The 24696-nt window shown below is 70.9% G+C and carries 19 protein-coding genes and 1 riboswitch; of the genes, 3 read left to right on the top strand and 16 right to left on the bottom strand.

What is annotated here, in order from left to right:
• Positions 1–45 precede the first annotated feature (45 nt).
• From IFS44_RS05290 to IFS44_RS05275, 4 genes are all read right to left on the bottom strand, one after another.
• Positions 46–1158: a glycosyltransferase gene (locus tag IFS44_RS05290; RefSeq protein ID WP_192097746.1), complete on the bottom strand. Its 1113-nt coding sequence runs from the start codon at positions 1156–1158 to the stop codon at positions 46–48.
• Positions 1155–3149 carry an HAD family hydrolase gene (locus tag IFS44_RS05285; protein WP_274604206.1) on the bottom strand — a complete coding sequence of 665 codons (1995 nt, stop codon included), beginning with the start codon at positions 3147–3149 and terminating at the stop codon, positions 1155–1157. The genes IFS44_RS05290 and IFS44_RS05285 overlap by 4 nt, the downstream gene beginning before the upstream one ends.
• Before the next feature lie 182 nt (positions 3150–3331).
• Positions 3332–5365: an alpha/beta fold hydrolase gene (locus tag IFS44_RS05280; protein ID WP_192097744.1), complete on the bottom strand. Its 2034-nt coding sequence runs from the start codon at positions 5363–5365 to the stop codon at positions 3332–3334.
• 134 nt (positions 5366–5499) lie between these two features.
• Positions 5500–6621, bottom strand: a complete 1122-nt coding sequence (locus IFS44_RS05275) for an alpha/beta hydrolase (RefSeq protein WP_244649940.1) — start codon at positions 6619–6621, stop codon at positions 5500–5502.
• A 114-nt stretch (positions 6622–6735) separates the two neighbouring features.
• On the opposite strand from IFS44_RS05275, the gene IFS44_RS05270 reads away from it, so the two are divergent.
• Positions 6736–7491, top strand: a complete 756-nt coding sequence (locus IFS44_RS05270; protein WP_192097742.1) for a Crp/Fnr family transcriptional regulator — start codon at positions 6736–6738, stop codon at positions 7489–7491.
• 91 nt (positions 7492–7582) lie between these two features.
• On the top strand, positions 7583–10741 hold the full coding sequence (locus IFS44_RS05265; RefSeq protein WP_192097741.1) for a helicase-related protein: 3159 nt from the start codon (positions 7583–7585) through the stop codon (positions 10739–10741).
• A 3-nt stretch (positions 10742–10744) separates the two neighbouring features.
• Here IFS44_RS05265 and cobF read toward each other — a convergent pair whose 3' ends face one another.
• The 6 genes from cobF to cbiE are packed head-to-tail and all read right to left on the bottom strand — an operon-like array spanning position 10745 to position 15905.
• Positions 10745–11512, bottom strand: coding sequence for a precorrin-6A synthase (deacetylating) (gene cobF / locus IFS44_RS05260; RefSeq protein WP_342366337.1), 768 nt, complete (start codon positions 11510–11512; stop codon positions 10745–10747).
• Positions 11509–12228, bottom strand: coding sequence for a uroporphyrinogen-III C-methyltransferase (gene cobA / locus IFS44_RS05255; protein WP_192097740.1), 720 nt, complete (start codon positions 12226–12228; stop codon positions 11509–11511). The genes cobF and cobA overlap by 4 nt, the downstream gene beginning before the upstream one ends.
• Complete coding sequence (locus IFS44_RS05250) at positions 12225–13547, bottom strand: cobyrinate a,c-diamide synthase (protein WP_192097902.1); 1323 nt, start codon at positions 13545–13547, stop codon at positions 12225–12227. The genes cobA and IFS44_RS05250 overlap by 4 nt, the downstream gene beginning before the upstream one ends.
• Before the next feature lie 8 nt (positions 13548–13555).
• The gene (gene cobM, locus IFS44_RS05245) at positions 13556–14341 is read right to left on the bottom strand and encodes a precorrin-4 C(11)-methyltransferase (protein ID WP_192097739.1); all 786 of its coding nucleotides are present in this window, start codon (positions 14339–14341) and stop codon (positions 13556–13558) included.
• Positions 14338–14703 (bottom strand): cobalamin biosynthesis protein, encoded by a 366-nt coding sequence (locus IFS44_RS05240; protein ID WP_192097738.1) that lies wholly within the window; start codon positions 14701–14703, stop codon positions 14338–14340. Before IFS44_RS05240 ends, cobM begins: the two co-directional genes overlap by 4 nt.
• Positions 14700–15905: a precorrin-6y C5,15-methyltransferase (decarboxylating) subunit CbiE gene (gene cbiE / locus IFS44_RS05235; RefSeq protein ID WP_446740838.1), complete on the bottom strand. Its 1206-nt coding sequence runs from the start codon at positions 15903–15905 to the stop codon at positions 14700–14702. Before cbiE ends, IFS44_RS05240 begins: the two co-directional genes overlap by 4 nt.
• Between cbiE and IFS44_RS05230 the strand changes: the two genes are divergently transcribed.
• Complete coding sequence (locus tag IFS44_RS05230) at positions 15895–16644, top strand: cobalt-precorrin-6A reductase (RefSeq protein WP_192097901.1); 750 nt, start codon at positions 15895–15897, stop codon at positions 16642–16644. The genes cbiE and IFS44_RS05230 overlap by 11 nt on opposite strands.
• Here the strand turns inward: IFS44_RS05230 and cobJ are convergent.
• The 6 genes from cobJ to cobW are packed head-to-tail and all read right to left on the bottom strand — an operon-like array spanning position 16620 to position 24255.
• The gene (gene cobJ / locus IFS44_RS05225) at positions 16620–17384 is read right to left on the bottom strand and encodes a precorrin-3B C(17)-methyltransferase (RefSeq protein ID WP_192097736.1); all 765 of its coding nucleotides are present in this window, start codon (positions 17382–17384) and stop codon (positions 16620–16622) included. The genes IFS44_RS05230 and cobJ overlap by 25 nt on opposite strands.
• Complete coding sequence (gene cobI / locus IFS44_RS05220) at positions 17381–18160, bottom strand: precorrin-2 C(20)-methyltransferase (RefSeq protein WP_192097735.1); 780 nt, start codon at positions 18158–18160, stop codon at positions 17381–17383. The genes cobJ and cobI overlap by 4 nt, the downstream gene beginning before the upstream one ends.
• Entirely contained in the window at positions 18157–18786 is a 630-nt protein-coding gene (locus tag IFS44_RS05215) for a precorrin-8X methylmutase (RefSeq protein WP_192071229.1), read from the bottom strand. The genes cobI and IFS44_RS05215 overlap by 4 nt, the downstream gene beginning before the upstream one ends.
• Positions 18786–19910: a cobalamin biosynthesis protein CobG gene (locus IFS44_RS05210; RefSeq protein WP_192097734.1), complete on the bottom strand. Its 1125-nt coding sequence runs from the start codon at positions 19908–19910 to the stop codon at positions 18786–18788. Before IFS44_RS05210 ends, IFS44_RS05215 begins: the two co-directional genes overlap by 1 nt.
• Positions 19907–23200: a cobaltochelatase subunit CobN gene (gene cobN / locus IFS44_RS05205; RefSeq protein ID WP_192097733.1), complete on the bottom strand. Its 3294-nt coding sequence runs from the start codon at positions 23198–23200 to the stop codon at positions 19907–19909. Before cobN ends, IFS44_RS05210 begins: the two co-directional genes overlap by 4 nt.
• 5 nt (positions 23201–23205) lie before the next feature.
• Positions 23206–24255: a cobalamin biosynthesis protein CobW gene (gene cobW / locus IFS44_RS05200; protein WP_192097732.1), complete on the bottom strand. Its 1050-nt coding sequence runs from the start codon at positions 24253–24255 to the stop codon at positions 23206–23208.
• Between the two features lie 137 nt (positions 24256–24392).
• Positions 24393–24609, bottom strand: a riboswitch (cobalamin riboswitch).
• Positions 24610–24696 lie beyond the last annotated feature (87 nt).

The raw sequence follows: 24696 nt of genomic DNA, 5'->3' as shown, positions 1-24696 counted from the left end.
ATCTGGGAACAGGATGGAACAGGGTAATGACGGGGGCAGAACGGATCAGGCCGGGTGCGGTGCCGTGCCCCAGAGCCGCGCCGCCAGCGCCTCGAGCCAGCGCGCGGCATCGTCGGCGGGGGCCTCGGCGATCATCGCGCGCTGCCGTTCGGGACGGTGCTGCGCATAGGCGGCGTCGATCGCCTGGGTCCACGCGTCCGCCGACGACGGCAGATGCGGCCGGATGCACGCCACCCCCGCCGCGCCCAGCGCGTCGGCCTTGCGGTGCTGCTCGTCGAAGTAGCGCCATTCGGGCACGGCGATCCACGGCCGCGCCGCCGCCAGGATCTGCTGGCAGGTCGTGTTCCCGGTCGACGCGATCACCAGATCCGCCGCCGCGACATAGTCCGCCGCATTCTCCACCCAGCCGCGATGGTCGATATTGGCGGGCTCGGTCGCATGCCAATCGCGCACGACCGGCCCGATCGTGATCCAGCGCGCGGCAGGCCGGCTGCGCGCGCCGACGCCCAGCGGCGCCTGCCCGAACCCGCTGCCGCCGCCGCCGGCCATGACGAGGATCATCTCCTCGCGCTCGCCGATCCCCAGCCGCTCCCGCGCCGCGCTCCGGTCGGGGCCCTGCGTATCGACCCCCAGCCCGCCCGCGAAACACGTCTTTTCGACCATCGCCGCGTCCCAGTCAGGCTGGGCAAGATCGCGGTGGAACGCAGCGAGCAGCCCGGCGGCGCCGTCATAGGCCGCGCGGTGCCCGGCATCGCCGCGGTCGCCATGCTGCAGAACCTTGACGTGCGGCACGCTGCAGATCCGCGCCAATTGCGCGATCTCCGCCGACACGTCGCAGATCATCAGTGCCGGGTCCGCGTGCGCGAACCAGTCGGCGATCGTCGCCATCGCGCTTCGGATCCCCGGCCAGCCGAGCGGTGCGCAGTGCAGCGTCGCGGGCGTTGCAACCCAGTCCATCGCCACCTCCGCCCCGGTCGGCTCGAACAGCGACGGGATCGTCACGATCCGCGCTTGCGCCGGCAGCGCGGGGAAGATGTCGTCGCGCGCGCAGAAGATCGTCACGGGACGCGACGCCGGCAGCGCCTGCAGAATCGCAGCGCAGCGTTCCGCATGCCCACGGCCCTGATGGTGGACGAAATAGCCGAACGGACGCGTCATGCCGCGACTTGCACGGCCGGCGTGGTCAATCCGAGCCGTGCCAGCCCCTCGACCACCCCGGCGGCATGGTTGCGCGTGGCGCGATGCAGCCCGGGACGCGCGGCAAGTGTCGCCAGTTCATCACTCGCATTGGCGACGACAATCGCGAACCCGCACGCGTCGAGCATGTCGAGGTCGTTGCCGCTGTCGCCCGCTGCAATGCAGTCGTCGAGCGTCAGCCCCAACCCGGCCGCATAGGCCGTGATCGCCGCCGCCTTGCCGCCGCCGGAGGACAGCACGTCGATCAGCCGGCCGTGAGAGAACACGACCCGCGCTGCAAGCCCCGCCTGCGCCAGAGCCGCGCGGATCGCTGCGGCGTCGGCGGCGTCGCCAAAGAAGCTGAGCTTGTGCGCGCCCTCGGTAGCGACCGGCTGGGCGCAGATGCCGAGCGGGGCAATCGCCGCACGTACCGCCGCCCGGTCCCAGTCCTTATCGAGCGCGGCAGTGAACGCTGCGCAGGACTGCCACCCGCCATGCGCCGCCGGACGGAGGATCCGCGTCCCAACGTCGACGATGAATGCATCCGGCTCGGGCAAATGCCACTGCGCCAGCACCGCGCGCGCCTCGGCGAAGCTGCGCCCCGTCGCGACCACGAACGGTAGGCTGCTGCCATGCCGCCAGCTCGCGAACGCCGCTGCGCCGTCAACTGACCCGGTCAGCGTATTGTCGATGTCGCAGGCCAGCAGCGCAGGCTGGCGCCGTAATGCCGCGTAGATGTCGACCGCCGCCCCGGCATAGCGTCGCCAGTCATACGCCGCACTCCCCACGCGTGCCGCCCGGCTCAACTGTGCGTGAAGACCCGCGTCCTCGATCACCGCGCGGCAGGCCGCAGCGATTCCCCGCTCGTCGCGCGGATCGACCAGCAAGCCGTGACCGATCTGCGCGACGATCTCCGCCGGCCCTCCGTTGCGGGTGGCGACGACCGGCACGCCGGCTGCCGCCGCCTCGATCAGGGTCAGCCCGAACGGCTCGTGCAGCGCCGGGTTGACGAACACGCCGCCTGCCGCCGCTCGCCGGTACAGTGCGGTAACGTCCGCCGCATCGTGCCGCGGCGGCAAGGCGAACCGCCCGCGCAGCGCGGGACCAGCGGCAAGCGCCTGGAGCTCGCCCAGCACTGCCCGTTCCTCGCTCGACGACTGGCCCCCATGTTGCCCGGCGAGGATCACCAGATTCGCACGCTCGTGCAGAACCGGATCCGCCGCGAACGCACGTACGAGGGCCGCGAGGTTCTTCTTCGCCACCGGTCGCGCGATCGCCAGCAGGATCGGGAGATCAGGCCGATCGAGCCAGTCCCCCAGGCGATCGACAAGCGTCACCGTGTTTCCGGCGTCGGGACGGCGGGGTACGCCTGGTGGCACGCAGTGGATCCGGCCCGCGACCCCGACGCCATAGGCCGGGACCTGCCGTTCGGCCTCGTCCCGCGTCGATACGATCAGCGCGTCTGCCGCAGCGATCGCGGTGGTTTCCGCCGAAATCCGCGTGCCGAGTTCGGCTCCGCCAAGGCCCTGACGGCGTTTGTCGATCGCCAGCGCATGCGGCGTGTACACGAACGGGATGCCGAACCGGCGGCGTGCCTCGATCGCGACGGCTGCGGCATCGGCGAAATGCGCATGGATGACGTTCGGCATGACCGCCAGTCCGGCAATGTGACGGCAAAACGCCTCGGTGAATGCGGGCAGGTCGGCGGCGAGCGCCTCCTTTTCGAGATAGCGGTCGTCGCCACTATCGACCCGGTCGATCGTCAATCTGTCGGTGACGCACTCCGATCGCAGGCCATGCACGGATGGAAGATCCGCAGACCGGAACAACCGGGTAACGATCGAGACCCGGTCCACGCCGGGAAGCTTTGCCTGAACCAGCGCTGCGTCGACCACATACGCAAGATGCCCCCCGGAGTCGGCCGTAATGCCGAAGTCGATGGGCGGCGCTTTCAGGCAGCCCCCGAGGGCCAAATGGAGAATGAACAAGGCGACCCCGTATCGTTAGTATGGCGAAACGATACGCCACGACATTCGATCCCGGGGTGCGCGGTTATCGCGTTGCGCTATGTTAACCCTGTTGCAATCTGACGTTTTCTGCCGCTGCCGGACAGCGGCGCCCCGGCATGTCTGCATGCCCGGGGCGCCCGTTCATGTCACCGCGCGGGGTCGAATGCGAACAATGCGGTCGGCAGCGATGCCGGCGCACCCGGCTTGAACCAGCTGGTGTCCTGGATATGGCTCGCCGTCACATAGATCCGCCCGTCGGGCCCTTCGGAGAAGGTATCGGGCCAGCGCAGCCGCTTGTCGGTCAGCACCGGCTCGACGTGATCGCCGACCAGCCGCGTGATGCTGTCGTCGGTGGGCGACGTGATGTACAGCACCCCCGCCTTGCTCATCCACAGACCGTCCGCGACATGCGTCTCGGCGATGGTCTTCACCCCCGCCGCCTGCTGCGCCGCGCTCACGCCCTCGCGGAGCAGCCCGGTATCGATCGCGTAGAGCGTCTTGCCGGTCAGCGCCTGATAATACAGCGTCTTGCCGTCGTTCGAGATCGCGATCCCGTCCGCGGAGAAGGCCGGCTGACGGCCATCGGGGCGGACCAGCGGCTTGCCGTCGGTCATGACCGTCACGCTCTTGTCGATCTGCGTCGAGCCATGCCCGTCGAGCGCGCGCATACCCTTGCCGCTCTCCAGGTCGATCACGATGATCGCGCCGCGCGTGCCAGAATCGGTGATGTAGCCAGTCTTGCCGTCGGGCGAGAAGCGGATGTCGTTGAGGTACGTACCCTGAAGCGCGACATCGGGCGCGACCTTGATCACCTTGGTCACGCGGTTCGTCGCCAGGTCGATCCTGACCAGCTTCGGCGCGCCCTCGAGCGGCTTTTCGTTACCCGGCGCGCCGGGATCGAGCACCCACAGATTGCCGTGCCCGTCGGGCACGATCGACTGGACGCAGACGAAATAGTCGCCGACCGGCAATTCGCTGGCGCGGGCGTTGCGCCAGCTGTTCCACGTATCGTCTGGATAGGCCTTAAGCTTTCCGTCCGGCAGCACCTCGGCGACCGAGATCGGCGCATCGTCGGTCCAGCGCGGGAAGTTGACGAACCGTCGTCCGTCTGCGGTCACCGCGACGCCGGTCACCTGGTGGTCGAACGTCGCCACCTGAGTCAGCGGGCTCGCCGCGGTCTTGGCCTGTGCGACGCCGGCCGCGGTTGCGGCGGCGGCGAGTGCGAAAAGCGCGGCGCCTGCGAGAAGGGGTTTGAACTTAGACATGTCGTAGCTCCGGTAAATCGTGTCGGACAAGGTAGCGGGATCGCCGGTGAACAGCGTGACGAGCAGGTCGGCGACCGCCTCGGGCCGCTCACGCTGTGGAAAATGGCCGACGCCCGGCAAGGTGACGAAGGCAAAGGGGCCCGAGAATTTCTCCGGTACCGCGGTGGTCGCGCTTGGTGGGTTCACCCCGTCCTCCGCACCCTGAATGTACAGCGCGGGCAGCGACAGCGTCTCGCTCGCCTTTACCGCTTCCTCAAGCCAGACGCTCGCGGGATCGGGCGCCGCCTCGTCCCAGCGCGCGCGGTAGCTGTGCAGCGTGACGTCGACCCAGTCCGGATTCCCGAACGCGCGCGCCACCCGTGCAAAGGTCGCCTCATCGAACCAGCCCGGCGGCGACCAGTTGGTCCAGTGGACATGCGCAAATCCCCTGGGGTCATCGCGCACCGCCTGCGCGCCGCGCGCGGTGGCCATGAACCAGTGGTACCATTGCCGCTGCGTCTGTTCGAACGGCGGCGTCGGCATGCCGCCCAGTCGCGGCGGCGTCGCGAGCATCGCGATCCGCTGCACCCGCTCGGGCCATCCCACCGCCAGCGCCTCGGCGATGTTCGAGCCCCAGTCATGCCCCGCGACCATGAACCGCGCGATCCCCAGCCCGTCCATCACCGCGATCGCGTCCATCGCCAGCACCGCGCTGTTGCCGGTGCGCGGCGTATCGCCTTCGAGGAACCGCGTTTCGCCGAACCCGCGCAGGCTCGGCACGATCGTCCGCAGCCCCGCGGCATGAAGCGCGGGCAGGACGTCGTCCCAGGTCGAGGAGTCATCGGGCCAGCCGTGCAGCAACAACACCGCATCGCCCTCGCGCGGGCCCGTATCGGTATAGGCTATCGCCAGCGTCGGCGTGTTTATCACCGGCATCTCAGCGCCCCGCCATCAGCAGGGCCACAACCCGCCCGAGGGCACGATAGCGGGGCGAAGAGGCATGGGTCGTCGACGTCATGGCATTACTCGCTGCAAAAATGGGAGGGAGAAACTATCCCCCTCCCAACGCATCAGCGCTTCGCAGGAGCCATGGCGAATGCCGCCTTCAGCCGTGCGACCGCGAGATCGTTCGCATCCTTGGCGCCGCGCACGATCGTGCCCATGCCGAAGAATTCATGCGTCACGCCCGGGAAGGTACGCTGCTCGACATTGTCGCCCGCCGCGCGCATCGCCGCAGCCAGCGTCTCGCCGTCCGACCGCAGCGGATCGATCTGCGCATTGATGATTGTCGTCGGCGGCAGCCCGCGCAGGTTCGCGCCGACCAGGTTCAACCGCGGATCCTGCGCATCCGCCTTGCTGGTCTGGTAGTAATAGCCGAACCACGGCAGCATCGCGCCGTTGAGCGGCTTCGCGTTTGCCGAATCCCTGCGCGACGGCAGCGTCTTGCTGCTGTTGGCGATCGGATAGACCGAGACGATGTGCAGCGGCGCGGTCAGGCGATTGTCGCGGGCATAGATCGCCGTCGCGACCGCCAGATTACCGCCGGCGCTCTCGCCCGCAACCGCGATCTTCGCCGGGTTGCCGCCCCATGCCGCGGCATTGGCCAGCGTCCAGCGATAGGCCGCCGCCGCATCGTCATGCTGCGCGGGGAACTTGAATTCGGGCGCATGGCGATATTCGACCGACACGACGATCGCGTTCAGCGCCTTGGCCATCGCGCGCGGGGCCGCGTCATAGGTCGCGACGTCCGCGATCACCCAGCCGCCGCCGTGATAATAGACCACGACCGGCAGGCCCTTGGCATTGGCGGCGCTCGCCGGCTTGTACACGCGGGCGAACTGCTTGGCGTCGCTGCCATAGGGCATGTCCTGCGTCGTCACCGATGCGTCGGGCGTCGTCGGCATCCCCTTCTGTGCCATCACCGCCTTTGCGCCATCCGCAGCCGAGGGCTGTTGGCGTGCTTCGGCGGGCGTCAGCGTCTCGATCGGCTTGCCGCCGAGGCCGGCCAGCGCGTCGAGCACGGCCTGCATGTCGGGCGCAGCCTTGGCCGGCGCCATCTTGGTGGCAGGCGGCGGGGGCGGAGGCGGCGCAGTGTCGCTCCGCGCCGACTGGGCGAGCGCAGCGCCCGGGATAAGTACGAGCGTTGATGCAAACACGCCGGCGAGCAGCGTCCGTCGAATGGAATGTGTCAAAATTGCCTCCTGTATCATTGAGAGGCGCAACCCCGGCGGCGGCGTGGGAGTTGCTGTACGAAACCGGACGAAGACCGGATCGTATTGAATTCGTGCAGTGTTTCAGGGGGCGTGATGGCGAGCAACTACCGACTGGAGACCATCGACCGGGATGGGGCTCGCGACGCGTCGTCGGCACGCGGCACAGGAAACCGGCTCCTCCAGCGCCTGAGCCCCGACGACTTCGCATTGATCGCCCCGCATCTCGACCGCGTTTCCTTCGCGGTCGGCGAGTCGCTGACGCGTGCGGGCGACCGGATCGAGACGCTCTGCTTTCCCGAGGAGGGGATCGCCGGCGTGCTCGACGCGCTCGAGGGCGATCATCGCTTTGCGGTCGGGCTGATCGGCGCGGAGGGCTTTGTCGGCTGGTCCGCGCTGCTCGGCGACAACCGCTCGCCCTATGACGTCGTGATGCGCGCCGAACAGGGCGTCGCGCTGCAGCTCCCGCTCGACCGCTTCCACGCCGCCGCCGCGCAGAGCGACACGCTGCAGGTCGCGCTGCTCCGTTTCGTGCAGGTGTTCATGACCCAGATGGGCCGCACGATCGTATCGTCGCTCGCGCATTCGATCGAGCGACGCATGGCGCGCTGGATCCTGCTCTATCACGATCGCATCCGCGACGACGCGATCTGCATGACGCATGAGGAGTTCCGCCTGATGCTCGGCGTCCGGCGCAGCAGCGTGACCGAGGCGCTCCACCGGCTCGAGGAGGAGCATGCGATTCGCTCGGTCCGCGGCCGTGTGCTGGTCCGCGACCGCGACATTCTGATGCGCATGGCGGGCGACACCTATGGCCATGCCGAATCCGAGTATCGACGCCTGCTCGGCTGAGCCTGTCGGAACATTTCGTGCACGGATCACGGAACGAGCCGGTCCGCATACCGTTCATTCAATGGGCGCCAACGGCCCGACCGGAGGGGCCATGCTGAAGCGTACCGACCATATCGACCTGCCGGGCGACACGCGCGCCGCACCGGCAACCCTGCCCGCGGCGACCGTCGTTGCCGAGCTGCTGACCGCCGGGATCGACCGTGCCATTCTGGTAGTCGAGGACGAGGCGCGCGCCGAGGCGATCGCCTGTCTCGCGGAGGGGTTCGCCCCTGCGATGACCGTCGTCCATCTCGTTGCGAGCGATGCGCTCCCCGGCGACTCCGCGCCGCCCAGCGCCGCCAATGTCGGCCGCCGGGTCGAGGCGCTGCGCCGTCTGCGCGCCGCGACCGCTACAGCCTCGACCGGCCCGATCCTCCTCGTCCTGTCAGCCGAGGCGAGCGCGGTCCGCTATCCCGCCCCTGCAGCATTCGACGAGGCGCCACCGGTGTTCCGCGTCGGCGACACGATCGACATCGCCGCGCTGCCCGCGCTCGCCGAAACGATCGGCTACACGATCGACGACCGCGTCGACGAACCCGGCGAGATCGCGATCCGCGGCAGCGTCGTCGACCTGTTTCCGGCCGACCGCGCGAACCCCGCCCGGATCGAATTCGACGACAATTCGGTCATTACCGAAATTCGCAGCTATGACCCGGTGTCGCAGCGCAGCCTTGAAACGCTCGACGCGGTAATCGTCGGTCGCGCCTGCGAGCCCGATCTGGGTGACGGCGTCGCGATCACCGAGCATTTGCCCGACGCCTCGCTCCATTTCGACCCTGTGGTCGACGACCGCCGCACGCGCTTCCTTGCGCTTGCCGCCGACGGCACCGCGGCGCGTCAGGTCAAGGCCGCGTTGGTCGACACCCGCACCTGGAACAAGGCGACGGCCGGCCGCCAGAGCCTCGCCACCGACACCCCGGTCGAACGCACCCCGCGCTTCATCGAGCGGCGCGATCCCGTCCGCGCCTTCCGCCGCTTCGCGCGTTCGGTGATCGCCGATGGCCGGCTCGCGATCGCCGGGTCCGCGCGTGACCTTCGTTTCCTCGCATCGCGGCTCGGCGTCGACGCCGAACCCGTCGACAGTCTTGCTGAGGCGGCGGCCACACCCGTCGGTTCGGTGTCACTGCTCTGCGCTCCGCTCGACCAGGGCTTTGTCTATGCCGATCTCACCATCGTCGCTGCCGCCGATCTGCTCGGCAGCCGCGCACGACTGGACGACGGTCCCGGCGCCGGCGTCGCGGCCTTTGCCGAAGGCGCGACGCTGCAGACCGGCGACATCGTCGTGCATCAGGATCACGGCATCGGTCGCGTTCTCGGAATCGAGGCGCTGCCCGACTTTGATGGCGTCGCGGCCGACGCGATCGTGCTCGACTATGCCAAGGGCGCCCGCCGGCTCGTACCCGTGCATGAAGCCGATCGCATCTGGCGTTATGGCGCAGACGCGGATGCGGTGACGCTCGACACGCTCGACGGGGGAAGCTGGACCAAGCGTCGCGCCGCAATCGACACCGCGATCGCGGAAAGCGCACGTGCGCTTCAGGCGGTCGCCGCCGAACGTGATGCGCGGACGACGCCGCCGATCGTCCCCGATGTCGCGCTCTACGAACGGTTCGCTGCGGGCTTCCCCTTCGCCGAGACCCCCGACCAGGCGCGCGCGATCGCCGCGGTCCGCAGCGACCTCGCCAGCGGCAAGCCGATGGACCGGCTGATCGTCGGCGATGTCGGCTATGGCAAGACCGAGGTCGCACTTCGCGCCGCCGCGCTTGTCGCGCTAGCCGGTCGCCAGGTCGCGATCGTCGCGCCCACCACGGTGCTGATCCGCCAGCATCTTGAAACATTCCGCACGCGCTTTGTCGGCACCGGGCTGGAGGTCGCTGCGCTGTCTCGGCTGTCGACGCCCGCGGAGCGCAAGCGAGTCTGCGCCGGTCTCGCCGACGGGTCGATCGCGGTCGTGGTCGGCACCAGCGCGGTTGGCGGCAAGGGCGTCGCCTTTGCCGATCTCGCGCTCGTCGTGATCGACGAGGAACAGCGGTTCGGCGCGAAGGCCAAGGCGTCGCTGCGGGACATGGGCGCGGGCCATGTCCTCACGCTCAGCGCCACGCCGATCCCGCGCACGCTCCAGTCGGCGATGGTCGGCATTCAGGCGATCTCGGTCATTGCGACGCCACCCGCACGCCGTCAGCCGATCCGTACCATCGTCGCGCCGTTCGAAGACGCCGCGGTCCGCAAGGCGCTGCGCCGCGAACGCGCGCGCGGCGGCCAGAGCTTCGTCGTCGTGCCGCGGATCGAGGACATCGCCCCGCTCGCGAAGACGCTCGCGCGGCTCGTCCCCGAGCTCGGCCTCGTCATCGCGCACGGCAAGATGGACGCCGCCGAGCTCGACGACGCCATGGCGGGCTTTGCCGCGGGTGACGGCGACGTGCTGCTCGCGACCAACATCATCGAGGCGGGGCTCGACGTGCCGCGTGCCAACACGATGATCGTCCACCACGCCGACCGGTTCGGCCTGTCGCAGCTCCACCAGCTGCGCGGCCGGGTCGGACGCGGCGGCCGGCGCGGCCAGATCCTGCTGTCGACCGACGGCGAGGCCATGATCGCCGAGGCGACGATGAAGCGCCTGCGCACGCTCCAGGCGTTCGACCAGCTCGGCGCGGGCTTCGCGATCAGCGCGCGCGATCTCGACATGCGCGGCGCGGGCGATCTGGTCGGCGAGGATCAGGCCGGCCACATGAAGCTGATCGGCATCGACCTCTACCAGCATCTGCTGGGTCGCGCGCTGAAGGCCGCGCGCGGCGAGCCCGTCGATCAGTGCCAGCCGGTGCTCAATCTCGGCGTCGGCGGCATGCTTCCCGAAGAGTGGATCCCCGAGGCCGACTTGCGGCTGACGCTCTACGGCCAGCTCGCGCATCTGTGCGACATCGCCGCGCTCGACGCGTTCCAGGCGGAGCTCGAGGACCGGTTCGGCGCACTTCCCGACAATGCCGTCCGCCTGCTCGAATGCGCGCGGATCCGCGCACTCGCCGCCGCCGCCGACATTCGCCAGATCGATGTCGGCCCGGGCGCCATCGCCTTCACCCCGGGGAATCCGACCGCCGCCCTTCCGGCGCCGTTCGAACAGGCGAAGCGCCGCTGGCTGGTGCGCGAACGGATCGAGGATCCCCTCGCCCGCCTCGACCGCGTCCGCGAGCTGCTGAGCGACCTGTCGGAGTGACGCTCAGCCGCCCGTGCGGCGGAGCAGGTACACGTCCATGATCCAGCCGTGCCGGGCGCGCAGTCCGGCACGGCGCGTGACGATCTCCGCCCCGACCGCGGCGAGCGGCCCGGCGATCAGCGCCTCCTGCGCCATGCCCAGATACGCCCCCCACCAGATCATGATCCCCTCGGGAGCGAGCGTCTCGAACGCGCACGCCCCGTCGAGCATCACCGCCAGCGTTTCGACCCCCGCCGGCCACCCCTCCGCGCGCAGCCTGCGCCCGGTGGTGATCGTCACCGGCGCGGCGAGCGTGTTGAGCGGGATGGCATGCGCCGCGGTCAGCGCCTGCAGGCTGGTGATCCCCGGCACCACGCTCACCCGGATCGACCGCCCCCCCGCGCGCAACCGCTCGGCGATCCGCAGGCTGCTGTCATAGAGCGACGGGTCCCCCCAGACGAGGAACGCGACCCGCCCCCCGCCCGGTAGATGCTCGGCGATCTGCGCCGCCCAGACCGCCGCGATCTCGTCATGCCACGCGTCGACCGCCGCACGGTACGGCGCGTCCGCATCGCGTCCGGGCAGATCGAACTCCACCACCTTGGCCGGCCCGGTCAGCAACGCGGTGCAGATGGTCCGGCGCAAATCGACCAGATCGGACTTCCCCGCGCCTTTCCGCGGCAGCAGGATCAGGTCGGCGGCGTTCATCGCCGTGACCGCCGCACGCGTCACATGATCGGGATTGCCCGTGCCGATCCCGATCAGCGATATCTCGATGTCGACCCCGCTCACGGCGCCATCAGCGAGCCATAGAGGATCAGCGCGGGCTTGTCGGACACGCCCCCCGCCAGCCGCGCCGCAAGTCCTGCGATCGTCGACCAGGTCAGGCTCTGGTCGGGATGCCCGACATTTTCCGCGAGCAGCGCGGTCGTGTCGCCCGACAGACCATGTGCGACGAGCGACTCAACCAGAGCCGGGAACGTCCGCTGCGGCATGAACACGACCGTCGTCGCCTCCGGATCGGCGAGCGCGGCCATGTTGCGCTGCTGGGGCAGTTTCCCGGTCACGTCATGCCCGGTGACATATTGCACCCGCCGCGCGGACAGGCGGCGCGTCAGCGGTATCGCCGCGGCGGCGGCGGCGGCGCTCGCCGCGCTGATTCCGGGGACGATTTCGAACGTCACGCCCGCTTCGCGCAGCGCGACGATCTCCTCCTCGAGCCGCCCGAACATCCCCGCATCGCCCGACTTCAGCCGGACGACGCGCGCGCCGGTCAGCGCATGATCGACCAGCAGTTGCGACACGTGCGACTGGCGCGGCGACGGCCGCCCCGCGCGCTTGCCGACCGCGACCAGTTCGGCACCGACGCGCGCATGGCCCAGCACCGCGCCCGACGACAGATCGTCGAACAGCACGACGTCGGCGCGCTGCAACCGCGTCACCGCCTTCAGCGTCAGCAAATCGGGGTCGCCGGGGCCGGATCCGACGAACGAAACGAAACCGGTCATGCAGCCGGTGGGCCAAGGGGGGCAATCATGTGGAAGAAACTACCCGTCACGCCGCCGCGATGCGAGCCGGTTTCGGGCACGGCCTGCGCATTCGCGTCGACCACCTGCGCCAGCGGCGCGTCGGGCTGGTCGAGGATCGTCGAATAATGGAATTCATGCCCCGCCAGCATCGCCCCCGCCGCGATCCCGCCGATCGGCGCGTGCAGCGTCGCGCGGCGATAGCCCAGATGCATCCGCCGCTTCTCATAACTCGTCACCAGCCCGAGCAGCCCCGCCATCCGGTGCCGCGTCCCGTCCGCATCGATCAGCCCCTCACCCAGCGCCATATAGCCGCCGCACTCGCCGTGCACCGGCCGCGTTTCGGCATGCAGCGCCAGCGCCGCGCGGAACCGGTCCGCCGCCGCCAGCGCACCCGCATGAAGTTCGGGATAGCCCCCCGGCAGCCAGACCAGATCGGCATCCTTCGCCGGCGCCTCGTCCGCCAGCGGCGAAAAGGGCAGGATCTCGACCCCCGCGCTGCGCCACCCGTCGAGCACATGCGCATAGGTGAACGAAAAGGCGGCATCCTGCGCCAGCGCGATCCGCTGTGCCGGCGGGGTCGGCACGACCGTCCCCTGCGCGACCGGCCGCGGCGTGGCGGCGGCCGCCTCGCGCAGTGCGGCGATATCGACATGCGCGCGCAGGAACGTCGCATAGGCCGCGATCTGCGCGTCGAGTGCAGGGTGCTCGATCGCCTGCACCAGCCCCAGATGTCGCTCGGGGAGCGTCAGGTCGCCGCGCCGCGGCAGCGCGCCGAACACGCGGATCCCGACCGCTTCCATCCCGCTGCGCGCCAGCCGCTCGTGCCGCTCGCTCGCCACGCGGTTGAGGATCACGCCTGCGACCCTTACGCCTGGATCATAGCGCGCGAACCCCAAAGCGGTCGCCGCCGCGGACTGCGCCTGGCCCGACACGTCGATCACCAGCACGACCGGCCAGCCCATCCGCCGCGCGACGTCCGCGCTCGCGCCATTGCCCGTCGCGCCCGGACGCGCCACCCCGTCGAACAGCCCCATCGACCCTTCGGCCAGCGTCATGTCCGCATCGTCGCCGCGCGCCGCGATCCCGTCGAGCCGCGGCCCCGTCATCGCCCAGCTGTCGAGGTTGAATGACGCGCGCCCGCTCGCCGCGCGGTGAAACGCCGGGTCGATATAGTCGGGCCCGCATTTGAACGGCTGCACCGCGATCCCGTCGTCGCGCAGCGCGCGCAACAGCCCGAGCATCACCGTCGTCTTCCCCGTTCCCGACGCAGGCGCAGCAACCAGCAGGCCCGGAGTCATGCCGCGCGTCATGGCGTGTCCCCTGCGAACCGGGACTCCGCCGATTGCGGCCGGAACCGCCGGTCATAGCCTTGCGCGTACAGGCTGCTCGTCACGAAATCGCCTGGCGCCAGCACGCGCCCGACCAGGATCAGCGCGGTCCGCTCGGGTCGCCCCGTCACCGCCGCCTCGACCGTCGACAACTTCGCGCGGACGATCTGCTCGTCGGGCCAGCTCGCGCGCCACACCACTGCGACCGGGCAGTCGCCGCCATAAGCGGGCAGCAGGTCCGCGACGACCTGCGCCAGATTGTGCACCGACAGGTGGATCGCCAGCGTCGCCTGCGTCGCGGCGAACGCGGCAAGCGTCTCGGCCGCCGGCATAGAACTCGCACGCCCCGGCGTCCGCGTCAGCACCACCGACTGCGCCAGCTCGGGCAAAGTCAGCTCGACCTCGAGCGCGGCGGCGGCGGCGGCAAAGGCGGGGACGCCCGGGGTGATCGTCACCGGTATATCCAGCGCGCGCAGCCGCCGCAGCTGCTCGCCCATCGCCGACCAGATCGACAGATCCCCCGAATGCAGCCGCGCCACATCCTGTCCGGCCGCGTGCGCGGTGACGACCTCAGCGATGATCTGGTCGAGGTCCATCGGCGCGGTGTTGACGATCCGCGCGCCCGGCGGGCAATGCTCCAGCAGCGCCTCAGGGATCAGCGACCCGGCATAGAGGCACACCGGTGACATCGCGATCCGATCGCGCCCCCGCAACGTCAGCAGGTCGGGCGCACCCGGCCCCGCGCCGATGAAATGCACGGTCATGGTCGAAATCCTTGGGCAATGGCGCAGGTCGCGCGGCGGCACGGCGAAATATGGCGAAGGGTCAGCAGCCTCGCGCCCGGCCCCGCACCGGCAAGCGCGGCGGCCTCGGCAACGCTGCCGGTCCCCCGCACTGCAAGGCTTACAGGCGACCGGGTGACGGGACTGGCCGCAATCAGCGCGGCGGGATCGACCGTGATCAGCGGCAGACCCAGCAGCGCCGCGATCTCGCCGGGCAGCCCGTGCTTGTCAGCGGGCGCCGCCAGCGCCTCGACCGGCGGGAGCCCCTGCTGCGCGGCGGCCAGCGCGGCGCGCAACGCGGCGGCATCCGCGGCCGTGTTGAAGCCAAAACCGGCGACGATCATGCCGGATACGTCCATTGCACCACCGGGAACTGCGCGCGCCACCCACGTCGCGTCCCGATCGGCACCGCCTGCGCCACCTCGATCCGCATCAGGCTCCCCCCCTGCGCTGCCTGCCACTGCGTCAGCAGCGCCTCCGATTCGAGCGTCACCGCATTCGCGACGATCCGCGCGCCCTGCTCGACCCGCGGCCACAGCGCGCGCAACAGCGCCTCGGACAGCCCGCCGCCGACAAACACCGCATCCGGGCACGCTCGCTCGCCAAGACAATCGGGCGCCCGCCCCTCGACCACCACCAGCCGGTCGACGCCCAGCGTCGCGGCATTGTCGCTGATCCGCCGCGCGCGGACCGGATCCGCCTCGAACGCGGTCGCGCGCGTCGACGGATGCGCCAGCAGCCAGGAAATCCCAATCGATCCCGATCCCGCGCCGATATCCCACAGGCTCTCGCCCGGCTTCGGCGCGAGTGCGGCCAGCGTCACCGCGCGGATCGGCGACTTGGTGATCTGCCCATCATGCGCGAACCAGGCGTCGGACAGCCCCGCCTGCGGCAGGACCGCGCCCGCCCCGTCGAAGACGATCCCGACCGCGACCGGATGCGCGATGTCGTCGAACGCGATCGTCGCGGCGGTCGCATCGCGGATCCGTTCGCGCGGCCCGCCCAGCGCCTCGAGCACGTGCAGCACCGACGCACCGAACCCCGCCGCCTCCAGATACGCCGCCAGCCCGCAGACCGCCGCCCCGTCGCGCACCAGCACGATTGCGCGCCGCCCCCGCGCGATATGCGGCCGCAACCGCCCGAACGGGGCGGCGTGTAGCCCCAGGCACGTGCAGTCCTCGAGTCCCCAGCCGAGCCGCGCCGCTGCCAGCGCGAAGCTCGACGGTGCGGGATGCGCGGTCCACTCGCCCGGCCTCAGATGCCGCGTCACTGACGTGCCCGCGCCGAACCAGAACGGATCCCCCGATGCCAGCATCACCACCCGCCGGCCGCGATGCCCGATCAGCCGCGCGATCCCGTCCTCGAACGGCACTGGCCAAGCCTCGACCGCCCCCCTAAGCTCGCCGGCAAGCGCCAGATGGCGGGTCGCGCCCGTCACGATCTCGGCATCGGCCAGCGCCGTGCGCGCCGCGGCGGACAGCCCGGCCACGCCGTCCTCGCCAATCCCGACGATCGTCAGCCACGGAGCCTCAGTCATTCCGACCATCTTGCTTCTCGGCGGCACCACCGAAGCCAGCGCGCTCGCCGCACGGCTGGCGGCGCGCGGCGACCCGACCGTGCTGAGCTATGCCGGCCGCGTCGCCAACCCGCGCGCGCAGCCGGTCCCCGTCCGCATCGGCGGCTTTGGCGGCGTCGACGGCCTCGTCGCCTGGCTGCAGGAGCACCGCGTCACGCATCTGATCGACGCGACACACCCCTTCGCCGCGCAGATGCACCGCCATGCGGTCGACGCCGCGGCGCAGGCGGGCGTCTCGCATGTCGCGCTGACCCGCCCCGCCTGGACCCCGGTCGCGGGCGATCGCTGGCACCGCGTCGCCGGCATCGCGGACGCGGTCGCCGCGCTCGCCGGGCCGTCGCAGCGCGTGATGCTCGCGCTCGGCCGGATGCATGTCGACGCTTTCGCGCGGCAGCCGCAACACGACTATCTGCTGCGTTTCGTCGATACGCCCGATCATCCGCCGCCGCTGCCCCGCCACCGCCTGGTCGTCGACCGCGGCCCGTTCGACGCGGTCGGCGACACCCGGCTGATGCGCGACCACGCCACCGAACTGGTCGTCTGCAAAAATGCAGGCGGCAACGGCGCGGCGGCCAAGCTCGTCGCCGCGCGCACGCTCGGCCTGCCGGTGATCATGATCGACCGCCCGGCGCTGCCCGCGCAGCACGCGGTCGATACGGTCGACGCGGTGCTCGGCTGGCTCGATCATGGCGCCGACCGCGGCGTGTAGAGGATCGGCCCCGCCGCCCGCGCGATGATCCGCGTCAGGCTCGACCCGACGATCACCATCGTCCGCATGTCCGCCATCTCCGCCCGCGCCGCGGTCAGCGTTTCGATCGACAGATGTTCCTCGGGCGTCGACACTGCGCGCGCGAACAGCACCGGGCGATCGTCGCCGCACGTCGCGCGAAGGATCTCGAACGCGCGGACCAGCCCGTCGGGTCGCGCCTTCGATCGCGGATTGTAGAAGGCGATCGCGAAATCGGCCTCCGCCGCCAGCCGCACGCGTCGCTCGATCAGCGCCTGGGGCTTCAGATTGTCCGAAAGGTTGATCGCGCAGAAATCATGCCCCAGCGGCGCGCCCGCGCGCGCACTCGCCGCCAGCATCGCGGTGATCCCCGGCAGCACGCGGATGTCGATCAAGCCCCACGCCGCCGGCCCCGCCTCGAGCGCCTCGAACACCGCCGCTGCCATCGCGAACACGCCGGGATCCCCCGACGACACGACGACGACGCGCGCGCCTTCCGCTGCCAGCTCGAGCGCATGGCGCGCGCGGTCGATCTCGACCCGGTTGTCGCTCGCATGCAGTGTCAGACCGTCGCGCGCCGGAACCCTCGCGATATAGGGGATATAACCGATCACGTCGGTCGCCTCGGCCAGCGCCGCAGTGACCTCGGGCGTCACCAGCGCCGCATCCCCCGGCCCCAGCCCCGCAATCGCCAGCCAGCCGGTCCCTGCGCTCAGGGTCATGGCCGCCGCCCCTGCCCATGAATCAGCAGGATCGCGAAATAGGGCGTAACCGCATCCGCCTCGCACAGCCGCGTGACCCGCTGCTCCGCCATCGCCGCATATTCGACCAGCCACGCCGCCTCCTCGCGCCCCGCGGCGGCGACCGCGCGGCGCAGCTTGGCGAGGTGGCGGCCGATCTTCATCACCACCAGCGCATCGGTGTCGCGGATCCGCCGCACCAGATCCGCCTCGGGCAGCGTCCCCATCACCACCGTCAGCACGTCGTCGCCCCAGGTGATCGGCGCGCCGCTCGCGGTCCAGGCGCCCGACATGCCGGTGATGCCGGGGACGACCGCGACCGGCGCGACCCCCTGCAACCGCGTATAGAGATGCATGAACGATCCGTAGAAGAACGGGTCGCCCTCGCACAGCACCACCACGTCCTCGCCGCCCAGCGCCAGCGCCGCGAGGTGATCGATGCACCCCGCGTAAAAGCCCGACAGCCGGTCGTTGTAGCGCGGATCGGACAATGCGATCTCGGTGGTGACGGGATATTCCATCGGATATTCGATCACGTCGTCGCGCAACATCCCCTCGACGATCCGCCGCGCCTGCCCCGGCCGCCCCGCCTTGCGGAAATAGGCAACGTGCCGCGCGCCGCGCACCAGCCGATCAGCGCGCACGCTCATCAGGTCGCACGCGCCCGGCCCCAATCCGACGCCGTGGATCGTGCCCGTCACCACCGCCTGCCCCGGCGGCGGCACCAAGGTCGCGGAGGGCTCCGCCACGCCGATCATTCCGCCGCGCTCGCGAGCGCGTTGATCGCCGCGACGGTGATCGCGCTGCCGCCCAACCGCCCCTCGACGATCACGCACGGCACCGGCTGCGCCGCCCACAGCGCATCCTTCGATTCGACCGCTCCGACGAAACCCACCGGACAGCCGATGATCGCCGCGGGCCGCGGACAATCGGGATCCTCCAGCATATTGAGCAGGTGGAACAGCGCAGTCGGGGCATTGCCGATCGCCACCACCGCACCCGCTAGATGCGGCCGCCAGAACTCCAGCGCCGCGGCCGAGCGCGTCGTCGCCATTTCTCTCGCCACCGCGACCGTCTCGGGCGTGTGCAGCGTACAGATCACCGCATTGTCCGCCGGCAGGCGCGCGCGCGTGATCCCCTCGGTCACCATCCGCGCATCGCACAGGATCGGCGCGCCCGCCCGCAACGCCGCGCGCGCAGCACGCGCGAACCCAGGCGAAAAGCGGATATCCTTGGCCAGCGCGACCAGCCCCGCAGCGTGGATCATCCGCACCGCGACCGGCTCCTCCTCGGCTTCGAACCGCGCCAGATCCGCCTCGGCACGGATCATCGCGAACGACTGGCGATAGATCGCGGCCCCGTCGGTCTCATAGGCATAGGGCATCAGGCGGCTCCGGACGGCTGGGAGAAATGGGCGATAATCTGAGCGGGTTCGAGCGCGCCGAGCAGCGGCGGCGCGCCCGCGCGTGCGTGCAGGGCAAGATCGAACCGCCCGTCGCGCCCGGTCAGCACCACGTCCGCAGGCCTCGCACGCGCGCAGCCCTTGGCGCATCCCGACACGTGCAGGCTGCCAGCGACCAGCGGTGCCAGCCGCCGCGCGAGGTCGCGCGTCGCGGCGCTCGCCTGCGGACAGGCGGGCGCGCCGACACAGGCGTCGACCCCGGCGCGCACGGCGCTGCGGTCGCGCGCGCCATCCGCCACCCCGCCTTCGAGGATCAGCATCCGCCACGGCGTCACGCGGATTGCCGTGACCGGGTCTGCGGCGATCCGGTCGCGCAACTCGACTGCCGCGATCCGCCCGAAGCCGAGCGCGACCGCCGCGCCCAGCGGATGCGCCCCGGCTTCGGGCGGTGGCGCGGTGGGCGCGGGAACCAAGGTCGCGGGCCCCGGCACGGCCGCTGCGTGGCGCGCCATCCGCCCCGCCGCCGCACCGCCGCTGTCGACGAACCACCGTGCCAGCGCGATCAGTGCGTCGACTGCGGTGTCGCGCGTCACGCCCACCCCCGCCGCGCGCCCCTCGCCGCGCACCAGCAGCCTGCCGTCCGCCGCACGCTCGACCCGGAAATCGGCGGGCGCGCAGGTCAGCACCGGCGCAGCGCCCGCATCAATCGCAAAACCAACCTTGCCAGGCAGCACCGGCAGGTCGGACAGCCGCTCGCGCAACGCGGTGGCGATATGCTGCGTATCGTCCCCGTCCCGCCAGTCGGGCGCGACCAGCATCGCGCCGCGCGCCTCGCGCTCCGGATCGGGGTCGATCAGCCCGACCGCCAGCAACGCCTCGACCAGCCCCCGCCATCCCGCCTCGGTCACACCGCGGATCTGCAGGTTCGCGCGGCTGGTCACGTCAATCTCGCCATTTCCCCACGCCATTGCCGCATCACACAGCGCGAGTGTCTGCGCGCGCGTCAGCCGGCCGAGCGGCGGGCGGATCCGCACCAGCAGCCCGTCGCCCGCCGCCATCGGCCGCCACGCATCGGGGCACCATCCCTTGACGACGAACGCGCTCATGCCGGCAGCGCAAGCTGCGCGAGGATCGAATTGCGCCGCGTCGGCCACAGCCCGGCCGCGTGCAGCGCCGCGAACCGCGCGGTCATCGCCGCCAGCGCCGCGGGGTTGGCGCGTTCCAGAAACGCGCGCACCGCGTCGCGCCCCAATGTCGCGTCATAATAGAGGTCGATCAGCGCGGGCGACACCACCCGCGCCAGCTGCGCGAACATCGCCATATGGTCGAGCGTCGCGGCGATCTCCGCGCCCCCGCGAAACCCGTGCCGCATCATCCCCTCGACCCAGGCCGGGTTCGCCGCCCGCGCATGAACGACCCGCGCAATTTCCTCGTCGAGCGACCGCGCACGCAGCCGTTCCGGATCGCGCGCATCGAGATGATACAGCGCCGCGCCCTTACCCCCGGCAACCGCCTGCGCCGCCGCGAACCCCGCCTCGTGCGCGGCATAATCCGCGGCGAGCAACAGGTCGGTTTCGGGCAGGTCCTGAACATGGACGAACGCGTCGGCGGCGGCGACCCGGTCGCGGATACCCGCCGGATCGGACCGCGTCGCACCGTCATCGCCCGCCCCGTCGAGCGCGTGGCACGACGCCGCCAGCCATGCCGCCCCCGCCGCCGCCCGCGCCGCCTCGCCGTACGTCTCGCCCGCATCACCAAGACCCAGCCCGTAGCGACCCGGCTCGGGCCCATAGACCCGCGCACCGACGGCAGCGCCGACGAACGGATTCCAGTCGCTGGGCTCGTCGCGCAGCGCCAGCGCGCGCACCGCCTGCCCGAACATCTGGCCGAGCGCGGGAAACGCATCGCGGAACAGCCCCGACACACGCAGCGTCACGTCGATCCGCGGCCGGTCGAGCCTGGCCAACGGCAGGATCTCGACCCCCGTGACGCGGTCCGACGCGTGATCCCAGACCGGTTCCGCGCCTAGCAAATGGAGCGCCATCGCAAACTCCTCGCCCGCGGTCCGCATCGTCGCCGACGCCCACAGGTCAACGACCAGCGCGCGCGGATAGTCGCCCTCATCCTGCAGATGCCGGCGGACCAGCTCGTCGGCCAGCCGCACGCCCTGCGCATGCGCCGCGCGCGACGGCACCGCGCGCGCGTCGGTCGCATACAGGTTTCGCCCGGTCGGCAGGACGTCGCTGCGTCCGCGCCACGGCGACCCCGACGGCCCCGCGGCGATCCGCCTGCCCCGCAACGCGCTCAGCAGCCCGTCGCGCTCGGCCTCGCCCTGTTCGCCACGCCCATAAACGTGCAGCCCGTCGCCGAACTGGCTCTCCTTCACGTCGCACACGAACGTGTCGATCCGGGTGATCGCCTCCGCCTGGCTCGTCGACTCGTCGAGCCGCAGCGTCGCCGCCAGCCCGGTCGCGCGCGCCTCGTCGGCGATGTCGCGCTGCAGCCGGTCGCGGCGCGCGGGGTCGAGCCCGTCGGCGGTCGAAAACTCGTCGAGCAACGATTCGAGCCGCCCCAGCCCCGCGCCGCTGCGCGTCGTCGCGGCCGGCGGCGGGACATGGCCGATCGTCACCGCGCCGATACGCCGCCGTGCCTGTGCCGCCTCGCCCGGATCGTTGACGATGAACGGATAGAGCACCGGCATCGCCCCGGTCAGCGCCTCGGGCCAGCATTCTCCCGACAGCGCGACCGCCTTGCCCGGCAGCCATTCGAGCGTCCCGTGCGCGCCGACATGGATCAGCGCATCACTCCCCCGCGCGTGCAGCCACAGATAGAAGGCGACATAGGCATGACGGGGACAGCGCGACAGGTCGTGATACTCCCCGACCCGCGCCGCGCTGCGCCCGCGTTCGGGCTGGAGCGCGATCACCACGCCCCCCCGCTCGACGCCCGCGAACTCGAACGCGCCGTCGATACAGGCCGGATCGTCCTCGGGCGCGCCCCAGCCTTCCTCGAGCGCATCGCGCAACACGGCCGGCAAGCCCCCAAGCGCCGCACGATACGCCGCGACCGGCCACGCGATCCGCCCCGTCGCCAGCGCCTCGGCCAGCGCTTGCGGCGCCGCGCCGCCGGTCGCATAGCCCGCCGCCGCCAGATCCTCGACGATCGCGTCCGCGGACGCCAGCGCGTCGAGCCCGACCGCATGCGCCATCTGATAGTCCTTGCCCGGATAGGTCGACAGCACGACCGCGGGTCGCTGCTCCGCGACCGGGCGCTCCGCCAGCCGCACCCACGCGGTGACGCGCGCGACGATTGCGGCGATCCGCTCGGGATCGGCCCGGTGCTCGCGCCGCGCATAGCCGAGAGCGTCGTCGCGGACGCCGTCCTCCTTGAAGCTTGCGACGCCCGCGAACAGCCGTCCGTCGACCTCGGGCAGGACGACGTGCATCGCCAGGTCGGCGGGGGACAACCCGCGCGTCGACCCCCCCCAGGCGGCGCGGTCCGACGTCGCCAGCGCGACCTGGAACACCGGCACCCCCGCCCCGTCGAGCGGCGAGCTGTCGTCCGCGCCGCGGCCGGAAAAGGCGGTCGCGTTGACGATCGCCGCCGGGGCGAGCGCGACGACCCAACGCGCCAGCCACCCCGCCGCGCCCGGCGCCTTCAGCGACGGCGCGAACAGCCCGACGACGTCGAACCCCGCCGCACCCAGCCCGGCATGCAGCGCCTCGATCGGGTCCAGATCCGCGGCGGTCAGGTAGGAGCGGTAGAAGATCAGCAGGATTCGCGGCCGCGTCGCGGTCATCGCGAACGCCGCGGGGCACGTCACACCATCCCGCGGCTGCCACCCGCCGACCTCGGGGACCGTCTTCACCCCCGCGACCGGCCCGGCATAGAGCCCCGCCGCCAGCGCCATCTGCGCCAGCGCGGCTTGCGCCGCGACCGCGCCGCCATCGTCGCACAAGGCGGCGAGCCGGCGCAGCGTCGACACCGGCACCGTCGACGCCGCATCGAGCCGCGCGTCGATCCGCCCGTCCGCAGGCAGCACCGCCAGCGCGATCCCCCGCGCCCGCGCCAGTGCCTCGACCTGCTGCAACCCATAAGACCAGTAGGACCGCCCGCCGATCAGCCGGATCACGATCCCCTTCGCGCCTTCACCCCCCGCCAGCGTCCGCTCGACATAGGTATCGACCGACAGCGGATGCGCGAGCGCGGACAGGTTGGCGAGCCTGAGCGACGGCAGCGGGCTTCCACTCGCCGCCGCACGCCGCCACCCGGCCGCGAACGCGCCGAGATCCCCGTCCGAAAAGGACAGGACGACGAGGTCCGCCGGGCTCTGCGCGAGGTCCTGCGGGACCGCGCTCTCCTCCAGCCCGTGGCTTTCGCGGAAGACGACGTGCATCGCCGTCAGCCCTGAAGCGCGGCCCGGATCCTTGCAGGGTCGATCCGGTCATGCTCGGCGATCACCACCAGCCGCGTCTGCCGCGCCTCGTCGGCGCGCCACGGCCGGTCATATTGCGTCCGCACCCGCGCACCGACCGCCTGCACCAGCAGCCGCATCGGCTTGCCCGTCACCGCGGCATAGCCCTTCACGCGCAGGATGTCGGCGTCGCGCGCCAGCGTCTCGATCCGCGCGGCGAGCGCCGCCGGCTCCGCGATCTCGCCAAGCTCGACGATCATGCTGTCGAAATCGTCATGCTCGTGATCGTCCGCGCCATCATGATGCGACGGCCGCGCGGCGATGTCGTCCTCCGCCGCCGCGTTCAGCCCCAGCACGACACGCGGATCGATCACCCCGTCGGTCAGCGCGATCACCGGCAGCACGCGCGCGGATTCCGCCGCGATCACCGCGCGCGCCGCGGTGATCCCCGCCTCGCCTGCCAGATCCGCCTTGGTCAGCAGCACCAGATCGGCACAGGCGAGTTGGTCCTCGAACACCTCGGCCAGCGGCGTCTCGTGATCGACGCTCGGATCGACGCGACGCTGCGCCTCGATCGCGGCGAGGTCGGGCGCGAACCGCCCCGCGGCGACCGCTTCCGCATCGGCCAGCGCGATCACCCCGTCGACCGTGATCCGCGACCGGATCGCGGGCCAGTCGAACGCCTTGAGCAAAGGCTTGGGCAGGGCGAGCCCCGATGTCTCAATCAGGATATGGTCGGGCCGCGGGTCGAGCGCGAGCAACGTCTCGACGGTCGGGATGAAATCGTCCGCGACGGTGCAGCAGATGCAGCCATTGGCGAGCTCGACGACATTTTCGGCCGGGCAATCGGGGATCGCGCACCCCTTCAAGATGTCGCCGTCGATACCAAGCGTGCCGAATTCGTTGACGATCACCGCGAGCCGCCGGCCGCCGGCATTGCGGATCAGATGACTGATCAGCGTGGTCTTGCCCGCGCCGAGGAATCCGGTGACGATGGTAACGGGAATCTTGACCAGGGTCGGCTGGGGGTCGGTCATGCGATACTCTCCGGGCGTCGGAACGACAGCCACGGACGGACGCACGCCCGCAGCCACACGCGCGCACGACCTGACGGCCGCACGCGTTCGTCGCTCAGACGGAGTACCGTGCCGCGACCATCCCCTGGATCAAGGCAAGAGCGACCATGACGCTGGCAGGTCTCCTGGCTCGCGGGTCGAAGCTCGATGCACGCCTTCCCAGGTCCCGTGACCCAGTGGCTGCCCCCGCATCGGGGGCCTGTGCGTCTCGCTCACCGCTTACAGTTGCAGGGACAGCCGCGGCATTGGGAGGCAAAGCTCCCGCACCGCATTCCCATTCAAGCCCCGAAGGGCACCGGCGCGATCTGTTGAGGTTCGGTAGAACCAAACCTCGGGGTTGTGTTTAGAGGAGTTTGGGGACGGTGCCAATGCACCTCACCTCCGTCATCCGGACGAAAGTCA

The organism is Sphingomonas sp. CFBP 13706 (assembly GCF_014842355.1).
Lineage (GTDB): Bacteria > Pseudomonadota > Alphaproteobacteria > Sphingomonadales > Sphingomonadaceae > Sphingomonas > Sphingomonas aerolata.
The sequence above is the reverse complement of the archived record's forward strand: the minus strand, read 5'-3'. Positions and strand labels throughout refer to the sequence as shown.